Source organism: Thioalkalivibrio sp. AKL9 (genome assembly GCF_000377825.1).
GTDB lineage: Bacteria > Pseudomonadota > Gammaproteobacteria > Ectothiorhodospirales > Ectothiorhodospiraceae > Thioalkalivibrio > Thioalkalivibrio versutus.
The window spans coordinates 412478-436057 of sequence record NZ_KB905103.1 but is presented as its reverse complement, the minus strand read 5'-3'; the positions used below and the strand labels follow the sequence as shown (position 1 = coordinate 436057).

Sequence of the window (23580 nt, the reverse complement as noted above, 5' to 3'; positions counted from 1 at the left end):
CCCCGTCATTGCGTACATGGACGCCCCCGGTTTGCCAAGCGTTTGAGTAGATGGTTTCGGGGCGACGATTGCTCCCGTACATTCGGACTGCGTGTGCGGCTTTCATTCGCCACGGTCCCGGATGGATTCCGCGGGTGGAGGGTCCCAGCGAGGTCGCGCACTCGAGGTGCTTCGCAATGATCGGACTGGCCCCCACCGGGATCGCTCCCGTTGCCATCATGCTCAATCGCTTGCGCAATCGAGGGTTGGGTACGTAATAACGCGTTCGCTTCTCCGTTTTTGCGGGCTTACGCGGCGGCGCCGCGCAGGCCGGGGTCAAACGTCCGGTCATGGGCCATCAGGGCCCAGACCGTGCGGGCATTCTTGTTGGCCAGGGCCACGGTCGCCACGTTGGGACAGCGCCGCTGGCGCAACCCTTCGAGCCAGGGGTCGCCGCCCTCGCCGCGGCGCTGATCCGCCAGCAGGGCGGACCGCGCCCCGTGGATCAGCAGCATGCGCAGGTAGCGGTCGCCGCGTTTGCTGATACCCAGCAGGTTCGACTGGCCGCCACTGGAGTGCTGCTTGGGCACCAGACCCATCCAGGCGGCCAGTTGGCGACCGTTCTTGAAGTGCCGGGCATGGCCGATCGCGGCGACCAGGGCGGTCGCGCTGATCGGTCCGATCCCCGGGATCTCGGCCAGGCGCCGGCTGACCGCATGACTTCGATGCCAGGCCTGGATCTGGCGCTCCTGTTCCTTCACGGCCTGGTCCAGTCGCCGCAACTCCTCCAGCCGGTCGGCCAGCAGCGTGCGGAACAGATCCGGCAAGCCGTTCTCCGCATCCTCCAGGATCCCCGGGAGCTCGCGGAACAGGGTCGTCATCCCCTGGGGCACCACGATCCCGAACTCGGCCAGCAGCCCGCGCACCTGGTTGGCCTGCGCGGTGCGCGCCTTGATCTGGCCCTCGCGCACCCGGTGCAGCGCCAGTACCGCCTGCTGGTCGGGCGTCTTGATCGGCACAAAACGCATGTTCGGGCGGGTCACCGCCTCGCAGATCGCCTCGGCGTCCGCCCGGTCGTTCTTGTTCGTCTTCACGTAGGGCTTCACGAACTGCGGCGCCATCAGCCGTACCTCGTGCCCCAACGCCTGCAACTCACGCGCCCAGTAATGGGCACTCCCGCAGGCCTCCAACCCGATCCGGCAGGCCGGCAGCTGGGCTACGAAGTTGCGCAACTGGCTGCGCCGCAGCGTTTTCGAAAACACCTGCCGTCCCTGCGCATCCACGCCGTGGACCTGGAACACGTTCTTCGCGAGATCAATGCCGAGTGTTGTAACCTGCATCCGGACGCCTCCGTCTTCTTCGAGTGAGAGTGATCACCCCCACTCTGGCACATCGCGATGCCGTAATAGGGCGGGGGCGTCCATCCCATTGAGCAAAGCGAAGCAATCTCCGGAAGCTGGCATGACGTCGGGCCGCGAAATCCGGTGGTCGCGGCGGGGGATTGCCGCGGCCCTTTTCGGGGCCTCGCAATGACGTGGACTACTTCCCGATGCAGAAGCCGGCAAAGATTTCGCCGAGAAGGGCCTCGTGGTCCTGGCGACCGAGGAGCGCGTCCAGGGCGCGCTCGGCCAGACGCAGCTCTTCGGCGATCAGGTCCGGGGGCGCGGCGGCGTCGATCGCGGCGAGATGCGTGGCCGTCGTACGCAGGCCGTCCAGATGGCGCGCGCGCACGCTGAAGCGTTGCTGGCCACCCTCGCTCACGCCCAGACGCTCGACGATCGCCTGTTTGAGCGCGTCGAGCCCTGCCCCGGTCCGTGCAGAGATCCTGAGCCCGTGGTCCGCTCGGGTGGATTCGGCGACGCAGTCCATCTTGTTCCAGACGGTCAGTCGCGGGATTTCCGCCGGGGCCGCCAAGTCGGGGGCCGCATCCGGACGCGTGAGATCGCGCAGCTCCAGGATCAAGTCAGCCCCGGTGGCCGCCTCCTGCGCCCGCTCCATGCCGATCTTCTCCACCGGATCCTCACTCGCGTGCAGCCCGGCGGTGTCGATCAGTTCGACCGGTATCCCGTGGATCGCAATCGGCGAACGCAGGACGTCGCGAGTGGTCCCGGGGCGATCAGTGACAATCGCGACCTCGCTTTCGGCCAAACGGTTCATCAAGCTGGACTTGCCGACATTCGGGGCACCGACCAGGGCCAGGCGCAAGCCCTGGGCAAAGTAACGCGCCGGACGCAGCCGTTCGAGGAGTTCGCGGATGGTCGTGTGGAGGGTGTCGGCACGGCGTGCGATATCGGCGGCAGCCTCCGACTCGAGATCGGTCTCGCCGAAGTCGATCTCCGCCTCGATGATCACACGCAGGTCGCGGATCGCGCGCGAGACCGGTTCGAGTTCGGTCGCCAGGGCGCCGTCCAGGCTGGATCGCGCGAGCCTGGCGGCCTGCTCGGTCTGGGCGTGGATCAGATCGGCCACCGCCTCCGCCTGCGCCAGGTCGAGACGGCCGTTGAGGAAGGCCTGCTCGGTAAACTCCCCCGGTCGGGCACGACGCGCGCCGAGATCCACCGCGGCGGCGACGATCGCCTCCAGCAAGACCGGGCTGCCGTGGCCCTGCAGCTCGATCACGTCCTCACCGGTGTAGGAGTGCGGGCCCGGGAAGGACAGGATCAGACCGTCGTCCAGCGACTCGCCAGTCGCCGGATCAATGAAGCTGCCGTAGTGGGCGTGGCGTGGAAGCAGCTGCGCGCGTCGGGTCAGGCGCCGCGCGATGGGCAGGGCCTGGGGACCCGATAGACGGACCACACCGATACCGCCGACCCCCGGCGGGGTGGCGACCGCGACGATGGTGTCCGTCACGGTCACGAAGCGTCAGCTCTTCTGCTTGTCCGGGTCCTCGCCGCTCTCGATCTTGCGCGTGATGTACCACTGCTGGGCGATGGAGAACAGGTTGTTGGTGAACCAGTACAGCACCAGACCCGCCGGGAAGAAGGCGAAGAACACGGTGAACACGAACGGCAGCGCCATGAAGATCTTCTGCTGCACCGGGTCCATCGGCGGCGGGTTCAGCTTGTACTGCACGAACATCGACACGCCCATCAGGATCGGCAGGATGAAGTACGGATCGCGCGAGGACAGATCCTGCACCCACAGCCACCAGGGCGCCTGGCGCAGTTCGACACTCTCCAGCAGCACCCAGTACAGGGCGATGAACACCGGAATTTGCACCAGGATCGGGAGACAGCCACCCAGCGGGTTGATCTTCTCCTTCTTGTACAGGTCCATCAGCGCCTGGTTCATGCGCTGCTTGTCGTCCTTGTAGCGTTCCTTCAGTGCCTGCAGCTTCGGCGCGACCTTGCGCATGCGCGCCATGGAACGGTAGCTGGTCGCGGACAGCTTGAAGAAGGCCAGTTTGATCAGGATGGTCAGCAGCACGATGGCCCAGCCCCAGTTCCCGACCACGCTGTAGATCTTGTCCAGCAGCCAGAACAACGGCTTGGACAGGAAGGTGAAGATACCGTAGTCGACTGTCAGCTCCAGGCCCTGGGCAATCTGGGACAGCTCGTCCTGCAGCTTCGGACCTACCCACAAGCGGGTGGAGAACCCGCCGCTGGAGCCCGCCGGGATCTGGACGGACTCGGAATGGAGGCCAATCAGGTACTCATCGCCCACCTCACCGGGCACCGCGCGGGCGTACAGGGCGTTCACCTCGTCCTCGCCCGGGACCCAGGCCGACACGAAGTAGTGCTGGATCATCGCGACCCAGCCCCCCTGGATGCGCGCCTGGATGGGGTCGTCACGCAATGACTCGAAGCGTTCCCGCTCGTAGCTGCCATCGAAATACGCCGCGCCGGTGAAGGTGTACAGCCACCACGACTCGCGGTCGGGGGTCGGACCGTGGCGCAGCTGGCGGTACTGGCGGCCGCTCCAGGTGGAATCCGAGCGGTTGTGGACCTCGTAGTCCACTTCGATCAGATGCGAGCCGCGCGTAAAGGTGTAGGTCTTGGTGACCTCGATCTCGCCATCTTCGGACATCCAGCGCAGCGGGACTTGGAGCGTGTCCTGCCCGTCGGTGAGTTCGAAGCGGTCCTGATCGACCTGGAAGTTGGCGTGATGCGAAGGTGCGCGGGCCTCCATCGACTGGTCGTTCACCCGGTCATGGGTCAGGCCGCTCTGCGCGACATAGCCGCGCACGCGGTGGTCGAACAGTCGGACCGGCACCAGCGGATCGTCCTGCAGGTCCTGCGGGTACTGCAGCAGGTCCGCCCGCAGCAGGGTCCCGCCACGGGTATCGATCAGGATCTCGTGGGTGTCGGTGCGCACGGTGATCTGCTGGCGGTCTGGCTCCTGCAGGGTGCTGACCTGCGGCGCGTCAGCCGCCCGTGGATCCGCCTCCGATTCGAACTGCGGGGCGTCCGGCACGTCCTCCGGCCGGGCATCCGGGTCCTCGGCCGCTTGCTCGGCGCTGCGGTCCGGCTGGCTCGGGGCGCCGTAATCCTGGTTCCAGGCCTGCCACATCAGGAACAGGACAAAGGCCAGGGTGAGCCACAGAAGGGGGCGAAGGTTATCCATGAGCGCGACTACTTTGAGGGTCGGGTGCTGGGAGAAGCGGAACGCGGAGCCGGGACCGGATCATAACCGCCCGGCGACCAGGGGTGGCAGCGCAGGATGCGCCGCAGGCCCAGCCAGAAGCCGCGCAGGACCCCGTGGGTCTCGACCGCCTCGACGGTATAGGCCGAACAGGTCGGGTAATGCCGACAATGGGGCGCCATGAACGGCGAGATGCCGTACTGGTAGGCCCGGACGGGCAACAGGGCGATCTTGCGTGGCAGGCTCATTGCAGGCGTTCCAGCAGGCTGTCGATCTCGGCGCGCAGGGCCCGGCGATCCGTGGTCGCCGCGCCCCCTCGGGCCAGCACGATCATGTCGACCGGCGGCAGTGAGATCCGGCATTGGCGAAAGGCCTCTCGGACAATGCGCTTGATCCGGTTGCGGTCCGATGCCTGGCGGACATGCCGCTTGCCAATCGCAAGGCCCAGGCGCGCCTCGCCAGATGCCGAATGGCGATAGAGCAGGGTCAGATCGCGACCGCGCTGGCGCCGGGCATCCTTGAAGACACGCTGATAATCCGCACCGGTCAACAGACGGACGCGGCGCGGAAAGGTCTCGCTAGCTGGCGCCGCGGTCACGGGAGCCGGCGCGCCGCCCGGACTACGGGCAGAGGCGCTTGCGGCCCTTGGCGCGACGGGCGTTCAGGACCTTGCGACCACCACGGGTGGCCATGCGGGCCCGGAAGCCGTGCGTGCGGGCGCGAACGAGCCGGCTGGGTTGAAAAGTGCGCTTCATGAGAGTTCCCGTGACGCTTGGTTAAAGGGCGGTGAAAACTAGCGCCATCCGGACGCAAAGTCAATCTCGAGGGTCGGCAAGTCGCTGGCACCGGGTACCCCCATCGGCGTAGACTCGGTGGCTTCCAATTCCCCCGTCGCCCCGGAGACGAACGCGTGTCAGCCAATGCCCTGTGGACAGCCTGTCTGGATCGCCTGCAGGGGAAGGTCAGCGAACAGCAACTCAACACCTGGCTGCGGCCGCTGCATGCCGAAGAGTCCGAAGGCGGGCTGCGACTGCTCGCGCCGAACCAGTTTGTGTTCGAGCACGTGCGCGATCACCTGCTGGAATCGATCGAGCAGACCGTGGGCGAGCTGCAGCCGGTGGGCGGGCAGGACGGGCGCCGCGTGCGACTCGGGATTGGTGGTGCGCAGATTCCGGTCCCGCCGACCCCCAGTGGTCGCGAGTCCCGCCATGAACGCGGTGCTGCAGACAAGAGCGCCAGCACTGCGCCACGCCCGCAGGGGCCCGTGAGTAACCTGAACCCGGCCTTCACCTTCGACAGCTTCGTCGAGGGCAAGTCGAACCAGCTCGCGCGCGCAGCCAGCCTCCAGGTCGCGGAAAACCCCGGGGTGGCCTACAACCCGTTGTTCATCTATGGCGGGGTCGGGCTTGGCAAGACCCACTTGATGCATGCCATCGGTCACAGCATCCTGGCCCGGCACCCCGAAGGGCGGATCATCTATCTGCACTCCGAGCGCTTCGTGGCGGACATGATCAAGGCGCTGCAGCACAACGCGATCGACGAGTTCAAGCAGCACTATCGCTCCGCCGACGCACTGCTGATCGACGACATTCAGTTCTTTGCCGGCAAGGAGCGTTCCCAGGAGGAGTTCTTCCACACCTTCAACGCGCTGCTGGAGGGCCAGCAGCAGATCATCCTGACCTCGGATCGCTACCCGAAAGAGGTGGAGGGGCTGGAGGAACGCCTGAAGTCTCGCTTCGGCTGGGGGCTGACGATCGCGATCGAGCCGCCAGAACTGGAGACCCGGGTGGCCATCCTCCAGCGCAAGGCCGAGCAGGCGGGGATCGAGCTCCCCTCCGAGGTCGCATTCTTCATGGGCAAGCGGATCCGTTCCAACATCCGCGAACTGGAAGGCTCGCTGCGGCGGGTGATCGCCAACGCGCACTTTACCGGGAAACCGATCACCGTCGAGTTTGCCAAGGACGCGCTGCGCGACCTTCTCGCGGTACAGAACAAACTGATTACACTGGAGAATATCCAGAAGACGGTCGCGGACTACTATCGCGTGAAGGTGGCCGATCTGCTGTCGAGCCGGCGCAGCCGGTCGATTGCCCGTCCGCGGCAGATCGCGATGGCCCTGGCAAAGGAACTGACCCAGCACAGCCTGCCGGAGATCGGACAGGCCTTCGGCGGTCGCGATCACACCACGGTCATCCATGCCTGCCGGAAGGTCGCCGAACTCCGCGAGGCGGACGCCAGCCTGGACGAGGACTACTCGAATCTTCTGCGGACTCTCAGTAGCTGAAGTGGCTGTCCACTGCTCGGCAAAGCTGTGGATAAGCTGGGTGCAACTGCGGTATGGAAAGGTGGAAAACACGGACCGCGAAACTGTCCACAGGTTGGGAACAGGCTTCACAGAGGTTCGGGAGAGCCAAAAAGTGTCGACAAATAACTGAATTTAAAACGAAATTGGGGTTTCCTGCACAGGTCGACCTGCCCCTTATTACTACTATTTAAATATCTAAACACTAGATACAGGACATCGCCATGGAACTGTCTTTCAATCGCGAGACGATGACCGAAGCGCTGCAACGGATTGTGGGCGCGGCCGAAAAACGATTGACGATGCCGATCCTCGGGAATGTGCGTCTGCGACCGGACGACAACGGTGCGATCCGGATGGATACCACCGATCTCGAACTCGCCTGGCAGGCGGGTGCGGAAGGCACCATCCCGGGCGAATGCGATGTCACCGTATCGGTGCGCAAGCTGTTGGACGTCGTGAAGGCGGCCCCAGGGGACAGCGAGATTCGGGCTCGGGTGGAAGGCGAACGCATGACCGTGGGATTCGCCGGTTCGCGCTTCAGCCTGGCGACCCTGCCCGGCGCGGACTTCCCCGACTGGGAGGCGCGAGGGTCGGAGGTCGTGCTCGATGTACCCCAGAACCGGCTGCGGCGTCTGCTGGAAGCGACGATGTTTTCGATGGCGCAGCAGGACGTGCGTTACTACCTCCAGGGTTTGCTCCTGGTAGCCAGCGGGACCAGTCTGCGGGCGGTCGCGACGGACGGGCATCGCTTGGCGCTGGCCGAGGTGGAACTCGAGCACCCGGTGGAGGGGCGAGTTGAACGCATTGTCCCGCGCAAGGCCGTCGCGGAGTTGCGACGAAATCTGGCCGACGACGAATCGACGGTCCGGATCGGCTTCGGGGAAGACCAGGTCGTATTCGAACTCGGCAAAGCGGTCCTGCGCAGCAAGGTGATCGAGGGGCGCTTCCCGGACTACGAACGGGTCATCCCTTCGGATCTGCCCTCCACGTTGCGGGTCGACCGGGAAGTTCTGAAACAGGCGTTGGGCCGGGTCGCGATTGTGGCGAGTGACAAGTATCGCGGCGTACGCATGGCCCTGGGGGAGAACGGTTGCCAGGTGATGACCCACAACGCGGATCGTGAAGAGGCCCAGGAGTCGGTCGAGGCGGAATACGATGGGGGGCCAATGGAGATCGGTTTCAACCTCGGGTACCTGGCGGACGTGCTGAATGTCCTGGAGACCGAGCAGGTCCGGATCGGGCTACGTGACGGGAACTCGTCGATCCTGATTCAGGCGGAACCACCGGGCGGGGCGCGCTACGTGGTGATGCCGATGCGCCTGTAGTTCCGGGGTCTGCGTGCTGGAGTCGCTGTGGTGGCAGGGGGTCCGCAACCTTGAGGAACAGGCCTTGACGTTGGGGCCGGGAATCAATCGGCTGGTCGGCCCGAATGGTGCAGGCAAGACCTCGATACTCGAAGCAGTGCATATCCTCGCGGCTGGTCGCTCGTTTCGTACTCAGCAATTACGGCGTGTTGGGCGGAGCGGAGCCGACGGGTTGTGGATTGGGGCAGTGGTGAAGGATCCGGCCGGGGGCTCCCATCGGCTGGGGATTAGCTGGGATGGTACTCGCCGGTCGCGGCTTGATGGCCGCTGGATGGAAGGCCACGCGGCGGTGGCCGAGTGGTTGCCGGCGCGTACGCTGCATGCGGGCTCCTTCGAATTGTTGACGGGTGGACCGGAAGAGCGCAGGCGCTTGCTGGACTGGGGGTGCTTCCATGCGATCCCGGGGTACCGGGGCCAGTGGCAGCGCTGGAAGCGGGCCCATGACCAACGTAATGCCGCCTTGCGCGTGGGGGACCGCGCGGGGGCTCGCGAGTTTGAGCGACCCTGGCTGGAATTCGGCGAGGCGATCAGTGACGCGCGGCGTCGTTACGTGGAGTCCTGGCAGGCGGCGACTATGGAGGCCGCCCGGCAGTTCGGATTCGGCGAGCGGTTAGCCGATTTGAACTTGAATCCGCGGATGGGCTGGGACCGGGAAAGGAGCCTGAGCGAGGCGCTGGAGCGTAGTCGGGAGGGCGACGAAGAACGGGGCTTCGCGCAGGCGGGGCCGCAGCGGGCCGACATTGATTTGCGGCTATCGGGTCGTCTCGCCGCCGAGGCCTCCCGGGGCGAACAAAAGCGCCTGGTTACGGCTCTCGTGGGCGGGCAGGCATGGATGCTCGAGGCCGAGACCGGGCGGGCGCCGGTGATGTTGCTGGACGATGTAGTGTCGGAGCTGGATCGCGAGGCAGTGGAGGGGTTGATGTCCGGGTTGTGTGCGTCGGGCTGGCAGATCCTGGTGACCGCTGTGGGAGATGACATCCCGGGGCTGGCAGGGGATACCGCAGGGCAATTGTTCCACGTGAAACATGGTCGCGTAACACCCGAATCCCCAGCCTGATGCGCCCGGGCCTTGGGTCTCGTGGCCCTCCTGGACCCCCGCACGTGACCTCACCGGTGCCCCCCGCCTTTGCGCTATACTGGCGTGTCTGCAACTGGCCGGATGACTGACCCGCATGTCCGAAACTGAAGCCCAAGATCCCTCCGTCTACGATTCCTCTCAGATCCGCGTCCTCAAGGGCCTGGATGCCGTTCGCAAGCGACCGGGCATGTACATCGGTGACACCGATGACGGCACAGGCCTGCACCACATGGTCTTCGAGGTGGTCGATAACTCGATCGACGAGGCGCTAGCGGGTCACTGCGACAGTATTGAGGTCACGATCCACGAGGACAATGCGGTCTCCGTTACGGACAACGGTCGCGGCATTCCCGTGGATATCCACGAAGAAGAGGGTATGTCGGCCGCCGAGGTCATCCTCACGGTCCTGCACGCAGGCGGGAAGTTCGACAACAACTCCTACAAGGTCTCCGGCGGCCTGCACGGCGTGGGTGTCTCGGTGGTGAATGCCCTGTCGGAAGAGCTCCGCCTGGAGATCCACCGGGATGGTCAGCGCCACGAACAGACCTATCACCTCGGTGTCCCGGATGCGCCGCTGGCGGTGACCGGTACCACGGAGCGCAACGGAACGAAGATCTGGTTTCGCCCCAGCCCGACCATCTTCACCGACATTAATTTTCACTACGAGATCCTCGCCAAGCGTCTGCGGGAGCTGTCGTTCCTCAACTCGGGCGTGCGCATCACGCTGCGCGACCACCGGGACAACCGCGAGGAGACCTTTGTCTTCGAAGGCGGTATCCGTGCTTTCGTCGAACACCTGAACCAGAAGAAAACCGCGCTGCATCCCACGGTCGTCTACGCCGACCAGATGCGCGAGGACTACGCAGTCGAAATCGCCCTGCAGTGGAATGACTCCTACCAGGAGAACATCTTCTGCTACACCAACAACATTCCGCAGCGCGACGGTGGCTCGCACATGGCGGGCTTTCGCGCCGCGCTGACGCGCACGATCAATCAGTACCTGGAGAACGAGGGCCTGATCAAGAAGGCCAAGGTCGCCACGGCGGGCGACGACATGCGCGAAGGCCTCACGGCCGTGCTCTCGGTCAAGGTGCCGGATCCCAAGTTCTCCTCGCAGACCAAGGACAAGCTGGTTTCCTCCGAGGTCAAGCCGATCGTTGAAAGCGTGCTGTCGGATGCCCTCAACAACTTCCTGCTGGAACACCCGCAGGAAGCCAAGGCCATCACCGAGAAGGTGCTGGATGCCGCGCGAGCGCGCGAGGCCGCCCGCAAGGCGCGTGAGGTCACCCGCCGCAAGGGGGCGCTGGATATCGCCGGTCTGCCGGGCAAGCTGGCCGACTGTCAGGAGAAGGACCCGGCTCAGTCCGAGCTCTACCTGGTCGAGGGTGACTCCGCCGGAGGTTCGGCCAAGCAGGGCCGTGACCGCCATTTCCAGGCGATCCTGCCGCTCAAGGGCAAGATCCTGAATGTCGAGCGGGCGCGCTTTGACCGTATGCTGGGTTCGGCCGAGGTGGGCACGCTCATCACGGCGCTCGGCTGCGGTATTGGCAAGGAAGAGTACGATCCGGACAAGCTGCGTTATCACCGCATTATCATCATGACTGACGCGGACGTGGACGGCTCCCATATCCGTACCCTGCTTCTGACCTTCTTCTTCCGCCAGATGCCGGAACTGATCGAGCGCGGCCACGTGTATATCGCGCAGCCGCCGCTGTACAAGATCAAGCGCGGCAAGCGCGAGCAGTATGTGCGCGACGAGGCCGAAATGGGCGAGATCGTGATCTCCCTCGCCCTGGACGGCGCCGCGCTCTATCCCAGCCCGGATGCACCTCCGATTACCGGCGAGGCCTTCGAAGACTTGGTGAAGGGCTATCAAAAGGCCGCGCGCGCCGTGCAGCGCCTGGGCCGGATGTACGACTCGCGCATCCTTTGGGCGATGCTCGAGGCTGATGCGATCCCCGAGCCTCGAAGCGTGACCAACGCTGCGGTTCAGGCGTGGTTTGCCCGCATCCTGGAGAATCTGTCCAGCGACAAGGCGGGTGCAACCCGCTACAGCCTGGGGCCGGTGACCCAGCATGAAGGCACGGCGCAGCTGAGCCTGGACCGCATCGAACACGGCGCCGCCCTGTCGCAGTACATCACCGATGACACCCTGGCTTCGCGTGATTTTCAGGCGGTACTCGACCTGTCCGCCCGTCTTAACGCCCTTCTCGACGAAGGTGCGTATATGAAGCGCGGAGAACGCGTCCACGTGATCGAGGGCTTTTCCGAAGCCATGGAATGGCTCCTGCAGGAAGGCCGCCGCGGGCTGGCCACCCAGCGCTACAAGGGCCTAGGCGAGATGAATCCCGACCAGCTTTGGGACACCACGATGAACCCCGAATCCCGCCGCCTGCTCCAGGTCCGGGTCGAAGATGCCATCCGGGCCGACGAAATCTTCACCACCCTGATGGGCGATCAGGTCGAGCCGCGTCGGGAATTTATCGAGTCGCGCGCCCTCAGTGCCGAGAACGTCGATATCTGACGTACTCGCTGCCACGGCACGACGAATCCCGCCGGCACCATGCAGGCCCTGGCCGCACTCCTGGTCCTGGTGATTCTGGCGCTGGTCGCGTTTCGCCTGTACACCCATCTTGCGGTCCATGAACGCCGCGTCGTCGCGGCCTGGGATCGACTCGATACCCTGCTCACCCAGCGCAATGGCCTGCTGGAGCGGGCTTGTTCCGCGACCCGGGCCGATCCGCCCCTGGACCTGCGGGCGCTCCAACAGCTGGTCCAGGCACAGGAGCGAGCACGACGCTGCGGCGATCTCCCCGGTCTGGCCCGGGGCGAACGCGCCATCCGCGCCGAATGGGACCTTATACGAACGCAACTCCATGATAACTATCATACTTTTACGGGTTCGACTGATCGACTGCCCCCTCGCGTAGCGGCACTGGACCAAGCAATTACTGAGGCCCTCGGCCGCTACAATGCTGCTGTGGATGCCTATGCCGGGCTGCGCTGCCAGTGGGCCTACGGACTCCTCGCCCGCCTCGCTGGCCATGCCGTCTTTCACCCCGTTCGCCCGCCGAGCCCATAAGCTTCGCCCCGACCACCCCGTTGCCGGGAACACCCTGCCGGGCTTTCTGTCCGAATGGCATAATCCACTGCTGGCCCGACCCCTGGAGATACCGTGTCCAACCCCTTGCTGCAGACCGACCGGCTGCCCGCCTTTCGTGCCATCGAGCCCCAACATGTCCTGCCCGCGGTGGAAACCGTCCTGGTGGAGAATCGCGCGGAGATTGATCGGCTGGTCGCGGCCGTCGGGGATCAACCGACCTGGGCCACGCTGATCCAGCCGTTGCAGGCGCTGGACACGCGCCTGGATGCCGTCTGGTCCCCGGTGGGGCACCTCAATGCGGTCATGAACGGTCCCGAGATTCGGGAGGCATACAACGCCAGCCTTCCCCTGTTGTCGGATTACGGCAGCTGGGTTTCGCAGCATCAGGGCCTGTACCGGGCGGTCCGTCGCCTGGCAGACAGTGAAGAGTACGCGCAGCTTTCGCCCCAGCGGCGCAAGGTGCTGGATGACATGCTGCGTGATTTCCATCTGAGCGGCGTCGATCTCCCCGAGGCCGAGCGTGACCGCCTGCGCGCCATCAACGCCCGCCTTTCGGAGCTGACTGCACGTTTCGAAGAGAACGTGCTGGACGCCACTCAGGCCTGGACGTGGCAGACCGATGATGCGGCCGCGCTCGCCGGCATCTCCGAGTCCGATCGGGCCATGCTCGCGCAGAACGCTCGCGATCACGACCAGACGGGTTTTGTCGTGACCCTGGATATCCCCAGCTACCTCGCAGTCATGACCCACGCCGAGGATCGCGACCTGCGTTTCCGTGTGTACGAGGCCTTCACGACGCGTGCGTCTGACCTCGGGCCCGGCGCCGGCAATCACGACAACAGCGAGATCATGGTCGAGATCCTCCAGTTGCGGGAGGAGAAGGCGCATCTGACGGGCTTTCGCCACTACGCCGAGCGTTCGCTCGCGACCAAGATGGCCGATAGCGCCGAGCAGGTCGAAGGCTTCCTCCAGGATCTGGCGCACCGCGCGCGCCCCCGGGCCGAGCGCGACCTGGACGAGTTGCGCGCCTTTGCCCGCGACGAGCTCGACCTCGGAACCCTGGAGGCCTGGGACATGGCCTTCGCGGCCGAGAAGATGCGTGAGCGGCGCCTGGGTCTCAGCCAGGAGATGTTGAAGCCCTACTTCCCCGCTGACCGCGCAGTCAACGGCCTGTTCGGTCTGGTCCAGCGCCTGTTCCAGGTCCGCTTCGAGCCCGACGACAGCATCGAGACCTGGCACGACGACGTCCGGTTCTATCGCATCTTTGACGCGAATGGTACCGAACGCGCTGGCTTTTACTTCGATCTCTACGCCCGCAAGAACAAGCGCGGCGGCGCCTGGATGGATGTCTGCCGCAACCGTTTCATCTCCGAGGACCGCGCCCAGCTGCCGGTCGCCTACATGACCTGCAACTCCACCCCGCCGGTGGACGGCAAGGCGGCCCTTTTCACTCATGACGAAGTGATTACGCTGTTCCATGAGTTCGGTCACGGCCTGCATCACATGCTGACCCGGGTGGACGAACCCGACATCGCCGGCATCAACGGCGTGGAATGGGATGCGGTCGAACTGCCCAGCCAGTTCATGGAGAACTGGTGCTGGGAACGCGAGGCGCTGGATCTGTTCGCGCGCCATCACGAGTCCGGCGAGGCGATGCCCGAGGACCTGTTCCAGCGCCTGCAGGGCACCCGCCATTTCCACGCGGCGTTACAGCTATTGCGCCAGGTCGAGTTCTCCCTCTTCGACATGCGCCTGCATGCCGGGCCCGCCCCTGCGAAGGCCGCGGACATCCAGCAGCTCCTGGACACCGTGCGTCAGGAGATCGCGGTGGTCCATCCGCCGGCGTTCAATCGCTTCGCCCACGGCTTCGGCCACATCTTCGCCGGCGGCTACGCCGCGGGGTACTACAGCTACAAGTGGGCCGAGGTCCTGTCGGCTGACGCATTCGGGCGCTTCGAAGAGGAAGGTCTGTTTTCGTCCGAGGTGGGGGCGGCCTACCTGCGCGAGATTCTCGAGGCCGGCGCCTCGCGCCCGGCCGCGGATTCCTTCCGTGCCTTCCGCGGGCGCGATCCGCAGATCGACGCCCTGTTGCGCCATAGCGGCTTGGAGGAGAAAGCCGCGTGAAGATCGCCAGCTGGAACGTCAATTCGCTAAAGGTGCGTCTGCCGCAGGTCCTCGATTGGCTGGGGAGCTCGCGGACCGACGTCCTGGCCCTGCAGGAGACCAAGCTGACCGACGAGAACTTTCCGGCGGCGGCCATCCGCGATGCGGGCTATCAGGTCGTGTTCTCCGGGCAGAAGACCTACAACGGCGTGGCCATCATCTCCCGCACCGAGGCCACCGACGTGGTCACCGACCCGCCCGGGCTCGAGGACGCCCAGCGCCGTATCCTCGCCGCCACCATCGGCGAGGTTCGCGTGGTCAACCTGTATGTCGTGAACGGCGAGAACGTCGGAACCGAGAAATACGCCTACAAGCTGGACTGGCTGGCGCGGCTGCACGCCTGGCTGGCCGACGAGATTGCGCAGCACCCGAATCTCGTGGTCCTCGGTGACTTCAACATCGCCCCGGATGATCGCGACGTGCACGACCCCGAGGCCTGGCACGAGCGCATCCTGTGCTCCACGCCGGAACGCGAGGCCCTGGCCGCGCTGACCGATCTCGGCCTCACGGATACCTTCCGCACCTTCGAGCAGCCCGCGGAGGAGTATTCCTGGTTCGATTATCGGGCTGCGTCCTTCCGTCGCAATCGGGGCCTGCGCATCGACCTGGTCCTCGCCAGCGCTCCCTTGCAGGCCCGTCTACAGGCCGCGGGCATTGACCGCGAACCGCGTGCCTGGGAGCGTCCGTCCGACCATGCGCCGGTCTGGGCGGAATTCTCCGCCTAACCCCGGCCCGGGTCGCACCAACCGGCCATTCCCGAGGGAGACCCCGTGAAGTACAAGGATCTGCGCGATTTCATTGATGGCCTCGAACAGCGCGGCGAGCTGCGCCGCATCACCCGCGAGGTGGACCCGAACCTGGAGATGACCGAGATCGCCGACCGCGTCCTGCGCGCCGGCGGCCCGGCCTTGCTGTTCGAAAACCCTACCGGCTCCGACATCCCGGTGCTCGCCAACCTGTTTGGTACCCCGGAGCGGGTGGCCATGGGCATGGGCGAGGACTCGGTCGAAGCCCTGCGCGAGGTCGGGCGCCTGCTCGCCTTCCTTAAGCAGCCGGACCCACCCAAGGGGCTCAAGGCCGCCTGGGAACAGCTGCCGATCTTTCGCAAGGTGCTGGACATGGCGCCCAAGAAGATCCGCGGGGCGCCCTGCCAGCGCCATGTGCTGGAAGGCGATGCGGTTGATCTCGACCAACTCCCGGTCCAGACCTGCTGGCCGGAAGACGCCGGCCCCCTGATTACCTGGGGCCTGGTGGTCACCCGTGGCCCGGAGAAGTCGCGTCAGAACCTCGGGATCTATCGCCAGCAGGTCATTGGGCGCAATCGCGTGATCATGCGCTGGCTGTCCCATCGTGGCGGGGCCCTCGATTTTCGCGAGTGGTGCCAGGCCCACCCCGGCGAGCCGTTTCCCATCGCGGTCGCCCTGGGTGCCGATCCGGCCACCATCCTCGGCGCCGTGACCCCGGTGCCGGACACCCTGTCCGAATATGCCTTCGCCGGATTGCTGCGTGGCAGTCGAACCGAGGTCACCCGTTGCATCGGTTCCGACCTGGAGGTCCCGGCCTCCGCCGAGTTCGTGCTCGAGGGGCACATCCACCCGGACGACACCGCGCCGGAAGGCCCGTTCGGGGACCACACGGGTTACTACAACGAGGTGGACGAATTCCCGGTCTTCACCATCGACCGCATCACCCATCGTGATCAGCCGATCTACCATTCCACCTACACCGGTCGTCCGCCGGACGAGCCCGCCGTGCTCGGGGTGGCCCTGAACGAGGTGTTCATTCCCATCCTGCAGAAGCAGTTCCCGGAGATCGTGGACTTCTACCTGCCGCCCGAGGGTTGTTCCTACCGTCTGGCCGTCGTCTCCATGCGCAAGCAGTACCCGGGCCACGCCAAGCGCGTGATGATGGGGGTGTGGTCCTTCCTGCGTCAGTTCATGTACACCAAGTTCGTGATTGTGGTCGACGACGACGTGAACACCCGTGACTGGAATGACGTGATCTGGGCACTCACTACGCGCATGGATCCGGCCCGCGACACCACCCTCGTGGAAAACACCCCCATCGACTATCTCGACTTTGCCTCGCCGGTCTCGGGTCTGGGGTCCAAGATGGGCATGGACGCGACCTCCAAATGGCCGGGCGAGACCGATCGCGAGTGGGGCCGGCCGATCGCCATGGACGAGGCGGTCAAGCGCCGCGTGGACGAGATCTGGGATGAACTGGGGATATGAGGCGTGACGCGCCGCCGAATCCCGGGCGCGGTCGGGCTCCTGGCTGTACTGCTGCTGGCCTTGACCGCCTGTGCGGCCGCCCCGGAGCGTGAAACCGTGCGCGCGGCGGGGACCCCAGTGAAGGAAGCTCCCGCGGGCGCAGCGATTGCCCCCGATCGCGTCCGCCGCTGGTCGGCCGCAGAACCCGTCGCCGTGGTGATCGCCCTGCACAGCTTCCGCGATCACGCCGGTGCCTATGACGCCCTGGGCCCCTGGCTGGCCGATCGCGGCTACAGTGTCCAGGCGCTGGATCAGCGCGGCCATGGCACCAGCGAGCCGCACGGCCGCTGGCCGGGTACCGAACCCCTGATCAGCGACGTGGCTGCAATGGTCCGCGCGGCGCAAGCGGAGGACCCCGACCGGCCGATCTTCCTGCTGGGCGAGAGCATGGGCGGCTCCGCCGCGCTAGCGAGCCTCGCCACCCACCCAGAGCTGGAGGTCGCCGGGGTGATGGCGGTCGCCCCGGGCCTGCGTGGCGGGATCCCCGCACGCGGTTTCTGGGATGCTGCCGTACGCACCGGCGAGGTCCTTGCCGGCGGGCTCACGCTGACCATCGACCCCGACTACTCCGACAGCCTCGCGCCCGCCGCGGTCGAACGCTTCTCCACGGATCCGCGCATCATTCGCCGCGTGCGCATGGATACCTATGCCGGCGTGGTCTGGCTGGCCCAGTACGCCACGGATCATATCGGCCACGTCACAGCCCCGGTGGTGTACCTGTGGGGCGAGCAGGACGGGACGATCCAGCGCGAGTCGGTCTGCATGGCCGCCCGTGCCCATCCACAGGGCCAGGCCGAGGTCTGGACCGACGCCGACTGGCCGCATCTCATTTTGCACGCCCCCGACTGGCAGACCACGGCCACCCGCTTGGTCGACTGGATGCAGCGGTTGGCAGGCGACGAGGTCGGCGCCCGCACGGCGCGAAGGCCCGACCCCTGCGACGATTAGTCGCCCAGGTGGGCACCGTCCTCCGGCGCCGCCGACCAGGCCGCGATATCACGGCCCATCACCTGCACGGTACGCCCCAGCACCGAACACGAGCCCTTGAAGCCGCCGAATGCGCCGCCGCCCGAGAAGCGCCGCGAGGTAAAGCTGGCCTGCTCCTCGCCGTCCGCGTACAGCGTTCCCGCTGCCTCGGTTACCTTGCGGTGGCCGATCCAGGCATTGCCACCGCTGACCGCGTCGGTCAGCTCGACCATCAGCACCTGGCCACTGGACGCTGGATCGAGATCCTGGCTGCGCTGGAAGCGGATGCCCTGATCGGCCCCGTAGTGCTCGATGAACTCGGAGAACTGTTCCTCCAGGTTGCACTCCTGGCGGATGTTGTTGGCGATGGTGGCATCGGCGCTGTAGGGCACCGCCTGCGCAACCCGGATTACCGGCGCATCCGCCGCGACCTCGACGGTAGCGGCCGGCGTGTCCGTCGGCGCGGCCGCCGCATCTCCGGAATCGGTGGAACGGGTCTCGTTGGAGGCGCAGCCGCTTGCAAGCAGCAGCCCGGCCCCGGCGGCAATCAGTAGGTGACGCATGGCATTCCCTTGTCGTTTTTATGGTTAGGGCCCGATTCTGCCGAACCCGTCCGCGCGAGGGAACCCCTACGCCGACGACCCGGCCGGACTGCGGTTGCTTGCGTTCGGGGCGGCAGCGGCGAGAATAACGGCCTTTCCGCGACCGAGGGTTTCCGATGGCGTTCGATGTCACCATTCAGCCCAGTGGCCATGTATTCGAGGTCGAAGACGACGAGACCGTCCTCGAGGCCGGCCTGCGCCAGGGCTTCGCCTTTCCCTACGGCTGCCGCAATGGCGCCTGTGGCTCCTGCAAGGGGCGGGTGCTGCAGGGCGAGGTCGATCACGGGCCGAACAAACCACCGGGCATCAGCGAGGCGGAACTGGCCGACGGCATGGCCTTGTTCTGCCAGGCGGTCCCGGTGGACGACCTCGAGATCGAGGTGAAAGAGATCGGCGCGGCCAGGGACATCGTGGTCAAGACCCTGCCGTGTCGCGTGGCGGCCCTGAACCGCCTGGCCGACGACGTGATGGAGCTGCGTCTGCAGCTCCCGGCCGCCGAGCGCCTCCAGTTCCTCGCCGGGCAGTATCTGGACATCCTGCTCAAGGGGGGTGAGCGCCGCAGCTATTCCCTGGCCAACGCCCCGCACGATGACGCGCAGCTGTCCCTGCATGTCCGGCACATGCCGGGCGGGCGTTTCTCCACCATGGTGTTCGAGGAGCTCAAGCCCAAGGCGCTGCTGCGTATCGAGGGGCCGCTGGGCAGCTTTTTCGTCGACGAGGAATCCCCGCGCCCGCGCTTGTTCGTTGGTGGGGGCACCGGTTTTGGTCCGTTGAAAGGCATGCTGGACCATCTGGCCGCCGAAGGACTGGATCGACCGCACCACCTGTTCTGGGGCGCCCGCGGCGCCGATGGCATCTATGCCCCGGACTGGCTGCAGCAGATGACCGCCGAGCACGCCGGACCGTTCCGTTTCACGCCGGTGCTGTCGGATGTCCCGGCCGAGACCGCCGCCGGCTTTGCCGCCGTCAGCGGCTGGCCTCAAGATGCGGTGCTGTCGGAGTACCCGGACCTGTCCGGCTTTGATGTCTACATGGCCGGGCCACCGGCGATGATCCACGCCGCCCGCGAGGCCTTCCAGGCGGCCGGTCTGCCGCCGGAGCAGCTGTACTACGACAGCTTCGAACCGGCCACCCCGGCCGAGTAACACCGCGGCGCCCGCGTCGCTTATTCACCACGAAGGGCGCGAAGACACGAAGAAAGGCAAGGTCACAATCGGTTGAACCACAGAGGAGACTGAGGTCACGGAGAAAACCGGGATGGCGTCATAAGGACGGTAGGATGCGGATGAGCGCAGCGAATCGCATCAGTCCCTCTGCGAACCGCTGATCCCCGACCTCGATGCCCGATGGGTCTGCTCACCACAGCCCCGCACGGGGACGACGGGCCAACACCTGTGGTGTAACCGCCCTTCTTCGTGCCAGAAAAAACCTAAGCCCCATCGGCGCGCAGGCGTTCCGCGAGATGATGGACTGCCGCCAGCATGGCCGCATCGGTCGGGTCCTCGGCGGTCTCGACGGCGGCCTTGAAGCCCAGCTCCTGCGCGATCTCCGCGATGCGTTCGCTGCCGACCACCAGCGGGGTCTTGCGCAGCCACATGCGCCCCAGCTTGCCGACCATCTCGTACAGGTTGCGCAGCCCCTCGCCACTGGTGATGGTGATCACGCCGATCTGCCCGCGCGAGAAGGCGTACATCAGCTCGCCGGTATCGCCCTCGGGGCGCCCGCGGCGGTAGGCCTCGGCAAAGGTCACCTCGGCGCCGCGGGCCTTCAGGGTGTCGCCCAGCAATTCGCGGCCGCCATCGCCGCGGAAGATCACCACGCGCTTGCCGGCCACCTCCTGCATCGCCTCCTGCGCCAGCAGGGCCTCGCTGTCGAAGCGTCGCGGCGGCAGGATGTCCGCCGGGCGCCCGAAGCCCTTCAATTCCTGCGCCGTGCGGTTGCCGATCGCCGCGATCTTTGTGGTGGCGGGCCATGAATGTTCCGCCAGGGCCAGATTGAGCACGCGCTGGACGGCGTTCGGGCTGATGAACACGGCGATATCGAAGTCCGCCAGCCGGTCCAGCACCTCGCGCAGGTTGGTGGGATCACTGGGGGCCAGGATCTCCAGCACGGGAAAGCGGATCACGCTCGCGCCCTCGGCCGTCAAGGCGGTACAGAACGGCTCCGCCTGGGCGGCCGGGCGGGTGACCAGGATGCCAAGGCCGGCCAGCGGGCCGCAGGCCTTGTCGACCACCGTGTTGTCGTCTGCGGATGCGGTCATGCGTCTACCCCTTCGTGTCCTGGCCGTGTTCCCGATGTGCGGCCGCGAGCAGTTCGCCTGCCCCGAGTTCCAGAAGCATGTCCGCTAGGCGGATCCCCAGGGCCTGGGCGTCGCTGCGCGGCCCCTCGACCTGGCGGCGCAACAGGCGACTGCCATCCACCGCGCCGACCAGGCCGTCCAGGTGCAGCTGATCCCCGACCAGCGTCGCATGGGCAGCCAGTGGGACCTGACAGCCGCCTTCCAGGCGACGGTTGAAGGCCCGCTCGGCGCGCACGCGGTCGGCGGTATCCGCATCGTTCAATGGTGCGATCAGCGCGCCGATGGCGGTATCGCCGGCGCGACACTCGATGGCGATGGCACCCTGACCAACCGCCGGCAGGCTGACGTCCGGCTCCAGGCAGCTGCGAATCCGCTCATGGAACCCGAGGCGCTTGAGCCCGGCTGCGGCGAGCAGGATGGCGTCGTATTCGCCGGCATCCAGCTTGCCCAGGCGGGTATTCACGTTGCCGCGCAGGTCACGGACCTCCAGGTCCGGTCGCCGCGCGCGCAGCTGGCACTGCCGGCGCAGGCTGGAGGAGCCAACCCGGGCCCCCTGCGGCAGCTCGTCGACATGTGAGTACTGGTTGGACACGAACGCGTCCAGCGGGTCCTCGCGGTCGAGGATCACCGGCAGTTCGAGCTGCTCGGGCAGCTCCATCGGCACGTCCTTCACCGAGTGCACCGCGATGTCGGCGCGGTCCTCCAGCAGCGCGATCTCCAGCTCCTTCACGAACAGGCCCTTGCCGCCGATCCGCGCCAGCGGGGAGTCCAGGACACGGTCGCCCTGGGTGGTCATGCCCACCAGTTCAACCGGGCGTTCCGGATCACGGGCGCGCAGACGGGCGGCGACGTGTTCGGCCTGCCACATGGCAAGCGGGCTCTTTCGGGTGGCGATGCGTACAGGCTTCATGGATTGTCCGGGCGAGCCACGGCGCGAGCGGCCGGGCGTTCAAACGGACTAGTATAACGGCGAATGCTTCGCGCCCCGAATCCCGCAGGGGTGTGCGGCCCTCTCAGGTCCCGTTGCGCAGGTAATCGCGCACTCGGGGCAGCTGGCGGCGGCTAATGGGGATCGGGTCCAGGTCGTCGTGGAACAGCAGGCGGTGGTCGGTCTGGCCGAGGCTTTCGACGCCCTTGATCGAGGCCTTCACCGCCAGGCAGCCGCGGTGCACCCGCAACAGGGCGGGGCCGTACCGGCCCTCCAGTTCGCGCAGGCGGGCGTCGACGAAGCCGGCCAGGCGTGCCGAACGCGCCATGACGTAACCGCCCTCCGCGATGAAGATGTCCACCTGTTCCAGCGGTACGCGTTCCTCGCGCCGGCCAACGGTGATGTGGACCTCGTTCGGGAAGGTCTCGGGCCGGTCCTGTTTTTGCTGCACTGCACGCTGCAACGCCTGTTCCAGCCGTTCGCGGCGCACCGGCTTCAGCACGTAGTCGCGCACCCCGGCCTCGAATGCCTCCAGCGGAAAGCGGTCGTGGGCGGTGACCAGGATCACCGTCAGCGCGGGATCTTCTGCATGCAGACGCCGCGCGAGTTCCAGCCCGGTTTCCCCGGGCATGTCGATATCCAGCAGCAGGGCATCCGGCGCGTGGTCCTGCAATTGCATCTCGACCTCGCCGGCATGCGCAGCTTGCGCCACCACCCGATGCCCCAACTCCTGCGCGAGCGCGGTCAGCCGTTGACGGGCAATCGGCTCGTCGTCGGCAATCAATAACTCCAGTCGAGCGGTGTTCATGTGGTTTCCCCCCGGTTCGCGAGCGGCAAACGGATCCGGACCTCGAACCGCTCGACCTCGGCCTCGGCCTCGAAGTGTACCTGCCCGCCGAAGGCGTGCTGCAGCCGCAGGCGTACCGCATCCGTGGCGGTGCCGGTCCCCTCGCCGCGTGCGTGTGGATCCACGGTGTTGCCGATGGTTACCGTGACCCGTCCGGAATCCATGCGGCAGCGCACCCATATGCGCCCTGCGCCGCGTGCGGGTGCGATCCCGTGCTGGATCGCGTTTTCCGCCAGCGGTTGCAGGATCAGCGTAGGCACATCGAGATCCAGGCCCGGATGGTCGGGGCAGTCCCAGTCGAGTACCAGGCGTTCGCCGAAACGGGTCTGTTCGATCTCGAGGAACGCGCGGACCAGGTCCAGCTCCTCACGCAGCGAGTGGCGATCCCCGGTGGCGAATGTGGCGCGGAACAGATCCGCCAGGTCCAGGGTGATCTGTTCCGCACGCGCAGGATCACTGCGACACAGCCCGGCGATGGTGTTCATGCTGTTGTAGAGAAAATGCGGGCGCAGGCGGGCGCGCATGGCCTGTTCCCGGGCCGCTGCCACGGCCCGGGTTTCGCGTTGCCAGGCCGCCTGCAGGTACAGGTAGTGCATGGCCATCAGGCTGAGGATGGTGGCGACGCCGATCACCGGCCAGCGCAGCGCCGGGTCGGCCAGCACCAGTTCCTCCGCGAGGCGATAGACGATGGCGGTGTTCGCGATGGGGACCAGGGGCGAGAGCACGATCTGCGCGGTCAGCGGTAGTCGGTGCAGCGATCTCTTGAGCCCGCACAGGATCAACAGGCTGGTCAGCGCCACCCAGAAGATGAACAGCGCGTGCAGCGCCAGGGCCGACAGCCAGTCCTGGCCGCCGGCGCGCAACAGGGCTACGGCCAGTGCCAGCAGCACGGCCACCATGAGCACGCGCAGCAACGTCTCCGCACTGCAGAAATCGGGCAGCGGCGAGAGCTCCCCGGTGGTGTCCCTGGTGGTTTCCCCCTGGGCCATGCGTAACACTCTCCCCTGTTGCCGTGCACAAACGGGCGCAGGACCGCGCCATGTTCACTCCCCGGCTGTGCCCGTATACTTCCGTGTCTTTCCCCACCCGCTT

21 protein-coding genes are annotated in these 23580 nt (G+C 66.3%); 10 read left to right on the top strand and 11 right to left on the bottom strand.

Translation table 11 applies throughout. The features are described 5' to 3' along the window. Positions 1 to 287: 287 nt before the first annotated feature. From D573_RS0102155 to rpmH, 6 genes are all read right to left on the bottom strand, one after another. On the bottom strand, positions 288 to 1319 hold the full coding sequence (locus D573_RS0102155; protein ID WP_018937517.1) for an IS110 family transposase: 1032 nt from the start codon (positions 1317 to 1319) through the stop codon (positions 288 to 290). 199 nt (positions 1320 to 1518) lie between these two features. Continuing rightward, positions 1519 to 2835 (bottom strand): tRNA uridine-5-carboxymethylaminomethyl(34) synthesis GTPase MnmE, encoded by a 1317-nt coding sequence (mnmE, locus tag D573_RS0102150; protein WP_018937516.1) that lies wholly within the window; start codon positions 2833 to 2835, stop codon positions 1519 to 1521. A 6-nt stretch (positions 2836 to 2841) separates the two neighbouring features. Next, positions 2842 to 4542 carry a membrane protein insertase YidC gene (yidC, locus tag D573_RS0102145; RefSeq protein WP_018937515.1) on the bottom strand — a complete coding sequence of 567 codons (1701 nt, stop codon included), beginning with the start codon at positions 4540 to 4542 and terminating at the stop codon, positions 2842 to 2844. Positions 4543 to 4550: 8 nt separating this feature from the next. Further along, the gene (yidD, locus tag D573_RS0102140) at positions 4551 to 4808 is read right to left on the bottom strand and encodes a membrane protein insertion efficiency factor YidD (protein ID WP_018937514.1); all 258 of its coding nucleotides are present in this window, start codon (positions 4806 to 4808) and stop codon (positions 4551 to 4553) included. After that, a complete protein-coding gene (rnpA, locus tag D573_RS0102135; RefSeq protein WP_038039545.1) occupies positions 4805 to 5158 on the bottom strand; it encodes a ribonuclease P protein component in 354 nt (117 codons plus the stop codon). Before rnpA ends, yidD begins: the two co-directional genes overlap by 4 nt. A gap of 22 nt (positions 5159 to 5180) precedes the next feature. Then, complete coding sequence (gene rpmH / locus D573_RS0102130; protein ID WP_018141118.1) at positions 5181 to 5315, bottom strand: 50S ribosomal protein L34; 135 nt, start codon at positions 5313 to 5315, stop codon at positions 5181 to 5183. 155 nt (positions 5316 to 5470) lie between these two features. Between rpmH and dnaA the strand changes: the two genes are divergently transcribed. From dnaA to D573_RS0102085, 9 genes are all read left to right on the top strand, one after another. After that, positions 5471 to 6844: a chromosomal replication initiator protein DnaA gene (gene dnaA, locus D573_RS0102125; RefSeq protein ID WP_018937512.1), complete on the top strand. Its 1374-nt coding sequence runs from the start codon at positions 5471 to 5473 to the stop codon at positions 6842 to 6844. A gap of 242 nt (positions 6845 to 7086) precedes the next feature. Further along, positions 7087 to 8190: a DNA polymerase III subunit beta gene (gene dnaN, locus D573_RS0102120; RefSeq protein ID WP_018937511.1), complete on the top strand. Its 1104-nt coding sequence runs from the start codon at positions 7087 to 7089 to the stop codon at positions 8188 to 8190. A 13-nt stretch (positions 8191 to 8203) separates the two neighbouring features. Beyond that, complete coding sequence (locus D573_RS0102115) at positions 8204 to 9286, top strand: DNA replication/repair protein RecF (RefSeq protein WP_081618717.1); 1083 nt, start codon at positions 8204 to 8206, stop codon at positions 9284 to 9286. A 115-nt stretch (positions 9287 to 9401) separates the two neighbouring features. Continuing rightward, positions 9402 to 11831 carry a DNA topoisomerase (ATP-hydrolyzing) subunit B gene (gene gyrB / locus D573_RS0102110; RefSeq protein ID WP_018937509.1) on the top strand — a complete coding sequence of 810 codons (2430 nt, stop codon included), beginning with the start codon at positions 9402 to 9404 and terminating at the stop codon, positions 11829 to 11831. Positions 11832 to 11870: 39 nt separating this feature from the next. Further along, on the top strand, positions 11871 to 12389 hold the full coding sequence (locus D573_RS0102105; RefSeq protein ID WP_018937508.1) for a hypothetical protein: 519 nt from the start codon (positions 11871 to 11873) through the stop codon (positions 12387 to 12389). 93 nt (positions 12390 to 12482) lie between these two features. Next, a complete protein-coding gene (locus D573_RS0102100; RefSeq protein WP_018937507.1) occupies positions 12483 to 14534 on the top strand; it encodes a M3 family metallopeptidase in 2052 nt (683 codons plus the stop codon). Continuing rightward, entirely contained in the window at positions 14531 to 15298 is a 768-nt protein-coding gene (xth, locus tag D573_RS0102095) for an exodeoxyribonuclease III (RefSeq protein WP_018937506.1), read from the top strand. The genes D573_RS0102100 and xth overlap by 4 nt, the downstream gene beginning before the upstream one ends. A 45-nt stretch (positions 15299 to 15343) precedes the next feature. Beyond that, entirely contained in the window at positions 15344 to 16807 is a 1464-nt protein-coding gene (ubiD, locus tag D573_RS0102090; RefSeq protein ID WP_018937505.1) for a 4-hydroxy-3-polyprenylbenzoate decarboxylase, read from the top strand. 3 nt (positions 16808 to 16810) lie between these two features. Beyond that, positions 16811 to 17794, top strand: coding sequence for an alpha/beta fold hydrolase (locus D573_RS0102085; protein ID WP_018937504.1), 984 nt, complete (start codon positions 16811 to 16813; stop codon positions 17792 to 17794). On the opposite strand, the gene D573_RS0102080 is transcribed toward D573_RS0102085, so the two are convergent. Further along, on the bottom strand, positions 17791 to 18375 hold the full coding sequence (locus D573_RS0102080; RefSeq protein WP_018937503.1) for a hypothetical protein: 585 nt from the start codon (positions 18373 to 18375) through the stop codon (positions 17791 to 17793). The two genes, D573_RS0102085 and D573_RS0102080, sit on opposite strands and share 4 nt — an antisense overlap. Positions 18376 to 18530: 155 nt before the next feature. Here D573_RS0102080 and D573_RS0102075 point away from each other — a divergent pair, with 155 nt between their 5' ends. Further along, positions 18531 to 19559, top strand: a complete 1029-nt coding sequence (locus tag D573_RS0102075) for a CDP-6-deoxy-delta-3,4-glucoseen reductase (RefSeq protein WP_018937502.1) — start codon at positions 18531 to 18533, stop codon at positions 19557 to 19559. A 284-nt stretch (positions 19560 to 19843) separates the two neighbouring features. On the opposite strand, the gene D573_RS0102070 is transcribed toward D573_RS0102075, so the two are convergent. The 4 genes from D573_RS0102070 to D573_RS0102055 all read right to left on the bottom strand — a co-directional run bounded on the left by D573_RS0102070 (position 19844) and on the right by D573_RS0102055 (position 23477). Further along, positions 19844 to 20674, bottom strand: a complete 831-nt coding sequence (locus D573_RS0102070) for a uroporphyrinogen-III synthase (protein ID WP_018937501.1) — start codon at positions 20672 to 20674, stop codon at positions 19844 to 19846. Between the two features lie 4 nt (positions 20675 to 20678). Then, a complete protein-coding gene (gene hemC / locus D573_RS0102065) occupies positions 20679 to 21623 on the bottom strand; it encodes a hydroxymethylbilane synthase (protein ID WP_081618716.1) in 945 nt (314 codons plus the stop codon). A 103-nt stretch (positions 21624 to 21726) separates the two neighbouring features. Further along, positions 21727 to 22449, bottom strand: coding sequence for a LytTR family DNA-binding domain-containing protein (locus D573_RS0102060; protein WP_018937499.1), 723 nt, complete (start codon positions 22447 to 22449; stop codon positions 21727 to 21729). Then, complete coding sequence (locus tag D573_RS0102055) at positions 22446 to 23477, bottom strand: sensor histidine kinase (RefSeq protein WP_018937498.1); 1032 nt, start codon at positions 23475 to 23477, stop codon at positions 22446 to 22448. Before D573_RS0102055 ends, D573_RS0102060 begins: the two co-directional genes overlap by 4 nt. Positions 23478 to 23580 lie beyond the last annotated feature (103 nt).

What these genes read in the sequence shown, in the direction of transcription:
- D573_RS0102155 (WP_018937517.1), bottom strand. Translation starts at nt 1,319, where the DNA reads ATGCAGGTTACAACACTCGGCATTGATCTCGCGAAGAACGTGTTCCAG.
- D573_RS0102080 (WP_018937503.1), bottom strand. Translation starts at nt 18,375, where the DNA reads ATGCGTCACCTACTGATTGCCGCCGGGGCCGGGCTGCTGCTTGCAAGC.
- D573_RS0102060 (WP_018937499.1), bottom strand. Translation starts at nt 22,449, where the DNA reads ATGAACACCGCTCGACTGGAGTTATTGATTGCCGACGACGAGCCGATT.
- hemC (WP_081618716.1), bottom strand. Translation starts at nt 21,623, where the DNA reads ATGAAGCCTGTACGCATCGCCACCCGAAAGAGCCCGCTTGCCATGTGG.
- D573_RS0102105 (WP_018937508.1), top strand. Translation starts at nt 11,871, where the DNA reads ATGCAGGCCCTGGCCGCACTCCTGGTCCTGGTGATTCTGGCGCTGGTC.
- yidD (WP_018937514.1), bottom strand. Translation starts at nt 4,808, where the DNA reads ATGAGCCTGCCACGCAAGATCGCCCTGTTGCCCGTCCGGGCCTACCAG.
- D573_RS0102075 (WP_018937502.1), top strand. Translation starts at nt 18,531, where the DNA reads ATGGCGTTCGATGTCACCATTCAGCCCAGTGGCCATGTATTCGAGGTC.
- yidC (WP_018937515.1), bottom strand. Translation starts at nt 4,542, where the DNA reads ATGGATAACCTTCGCCCCCTTCTGTGGCTCACCCTGGCCTTTGTCCTG.
- D573_RS0102070 (WP_018937501.1), bottom strand. Translation starts at nt 20,674, where the DNA reads ATGACCGCATCCGCAGACGACAACACGGTGGTCGACAAGGCCTGCGGC.
- rpmH (WP_018141118.1), bottom strand. Translation starts at nt 5,315, where the DNA reads ATGAAGCGCACTTTTCAACCCAGCCGGCTCGTTCGCGCCCGCACGCAC.
- D573_RS0102055 (WP_018937498.1), bottom strand. Translation starts at nt 23,477, where the DNA reads ATGGCCCAGGGGGAAACCACCAGGGACACCACCGGGGAGCTCTCGCCG.
- gyrB (WP_018937509.1), top strand. Translation starts at nt 9,402, where the DNA reads ATGTCCGAAACTGAAGCCCAAGATCCCTCCGTCTACGATTCCTCTCAG.
- dnaN (WP_018937511.1), top strand. Translation starts at nt 7,087, where the DNA reads ATGGAACTGTCTTTCAATCGCGAGACGATGACCGAAGCGCTGCAACGG.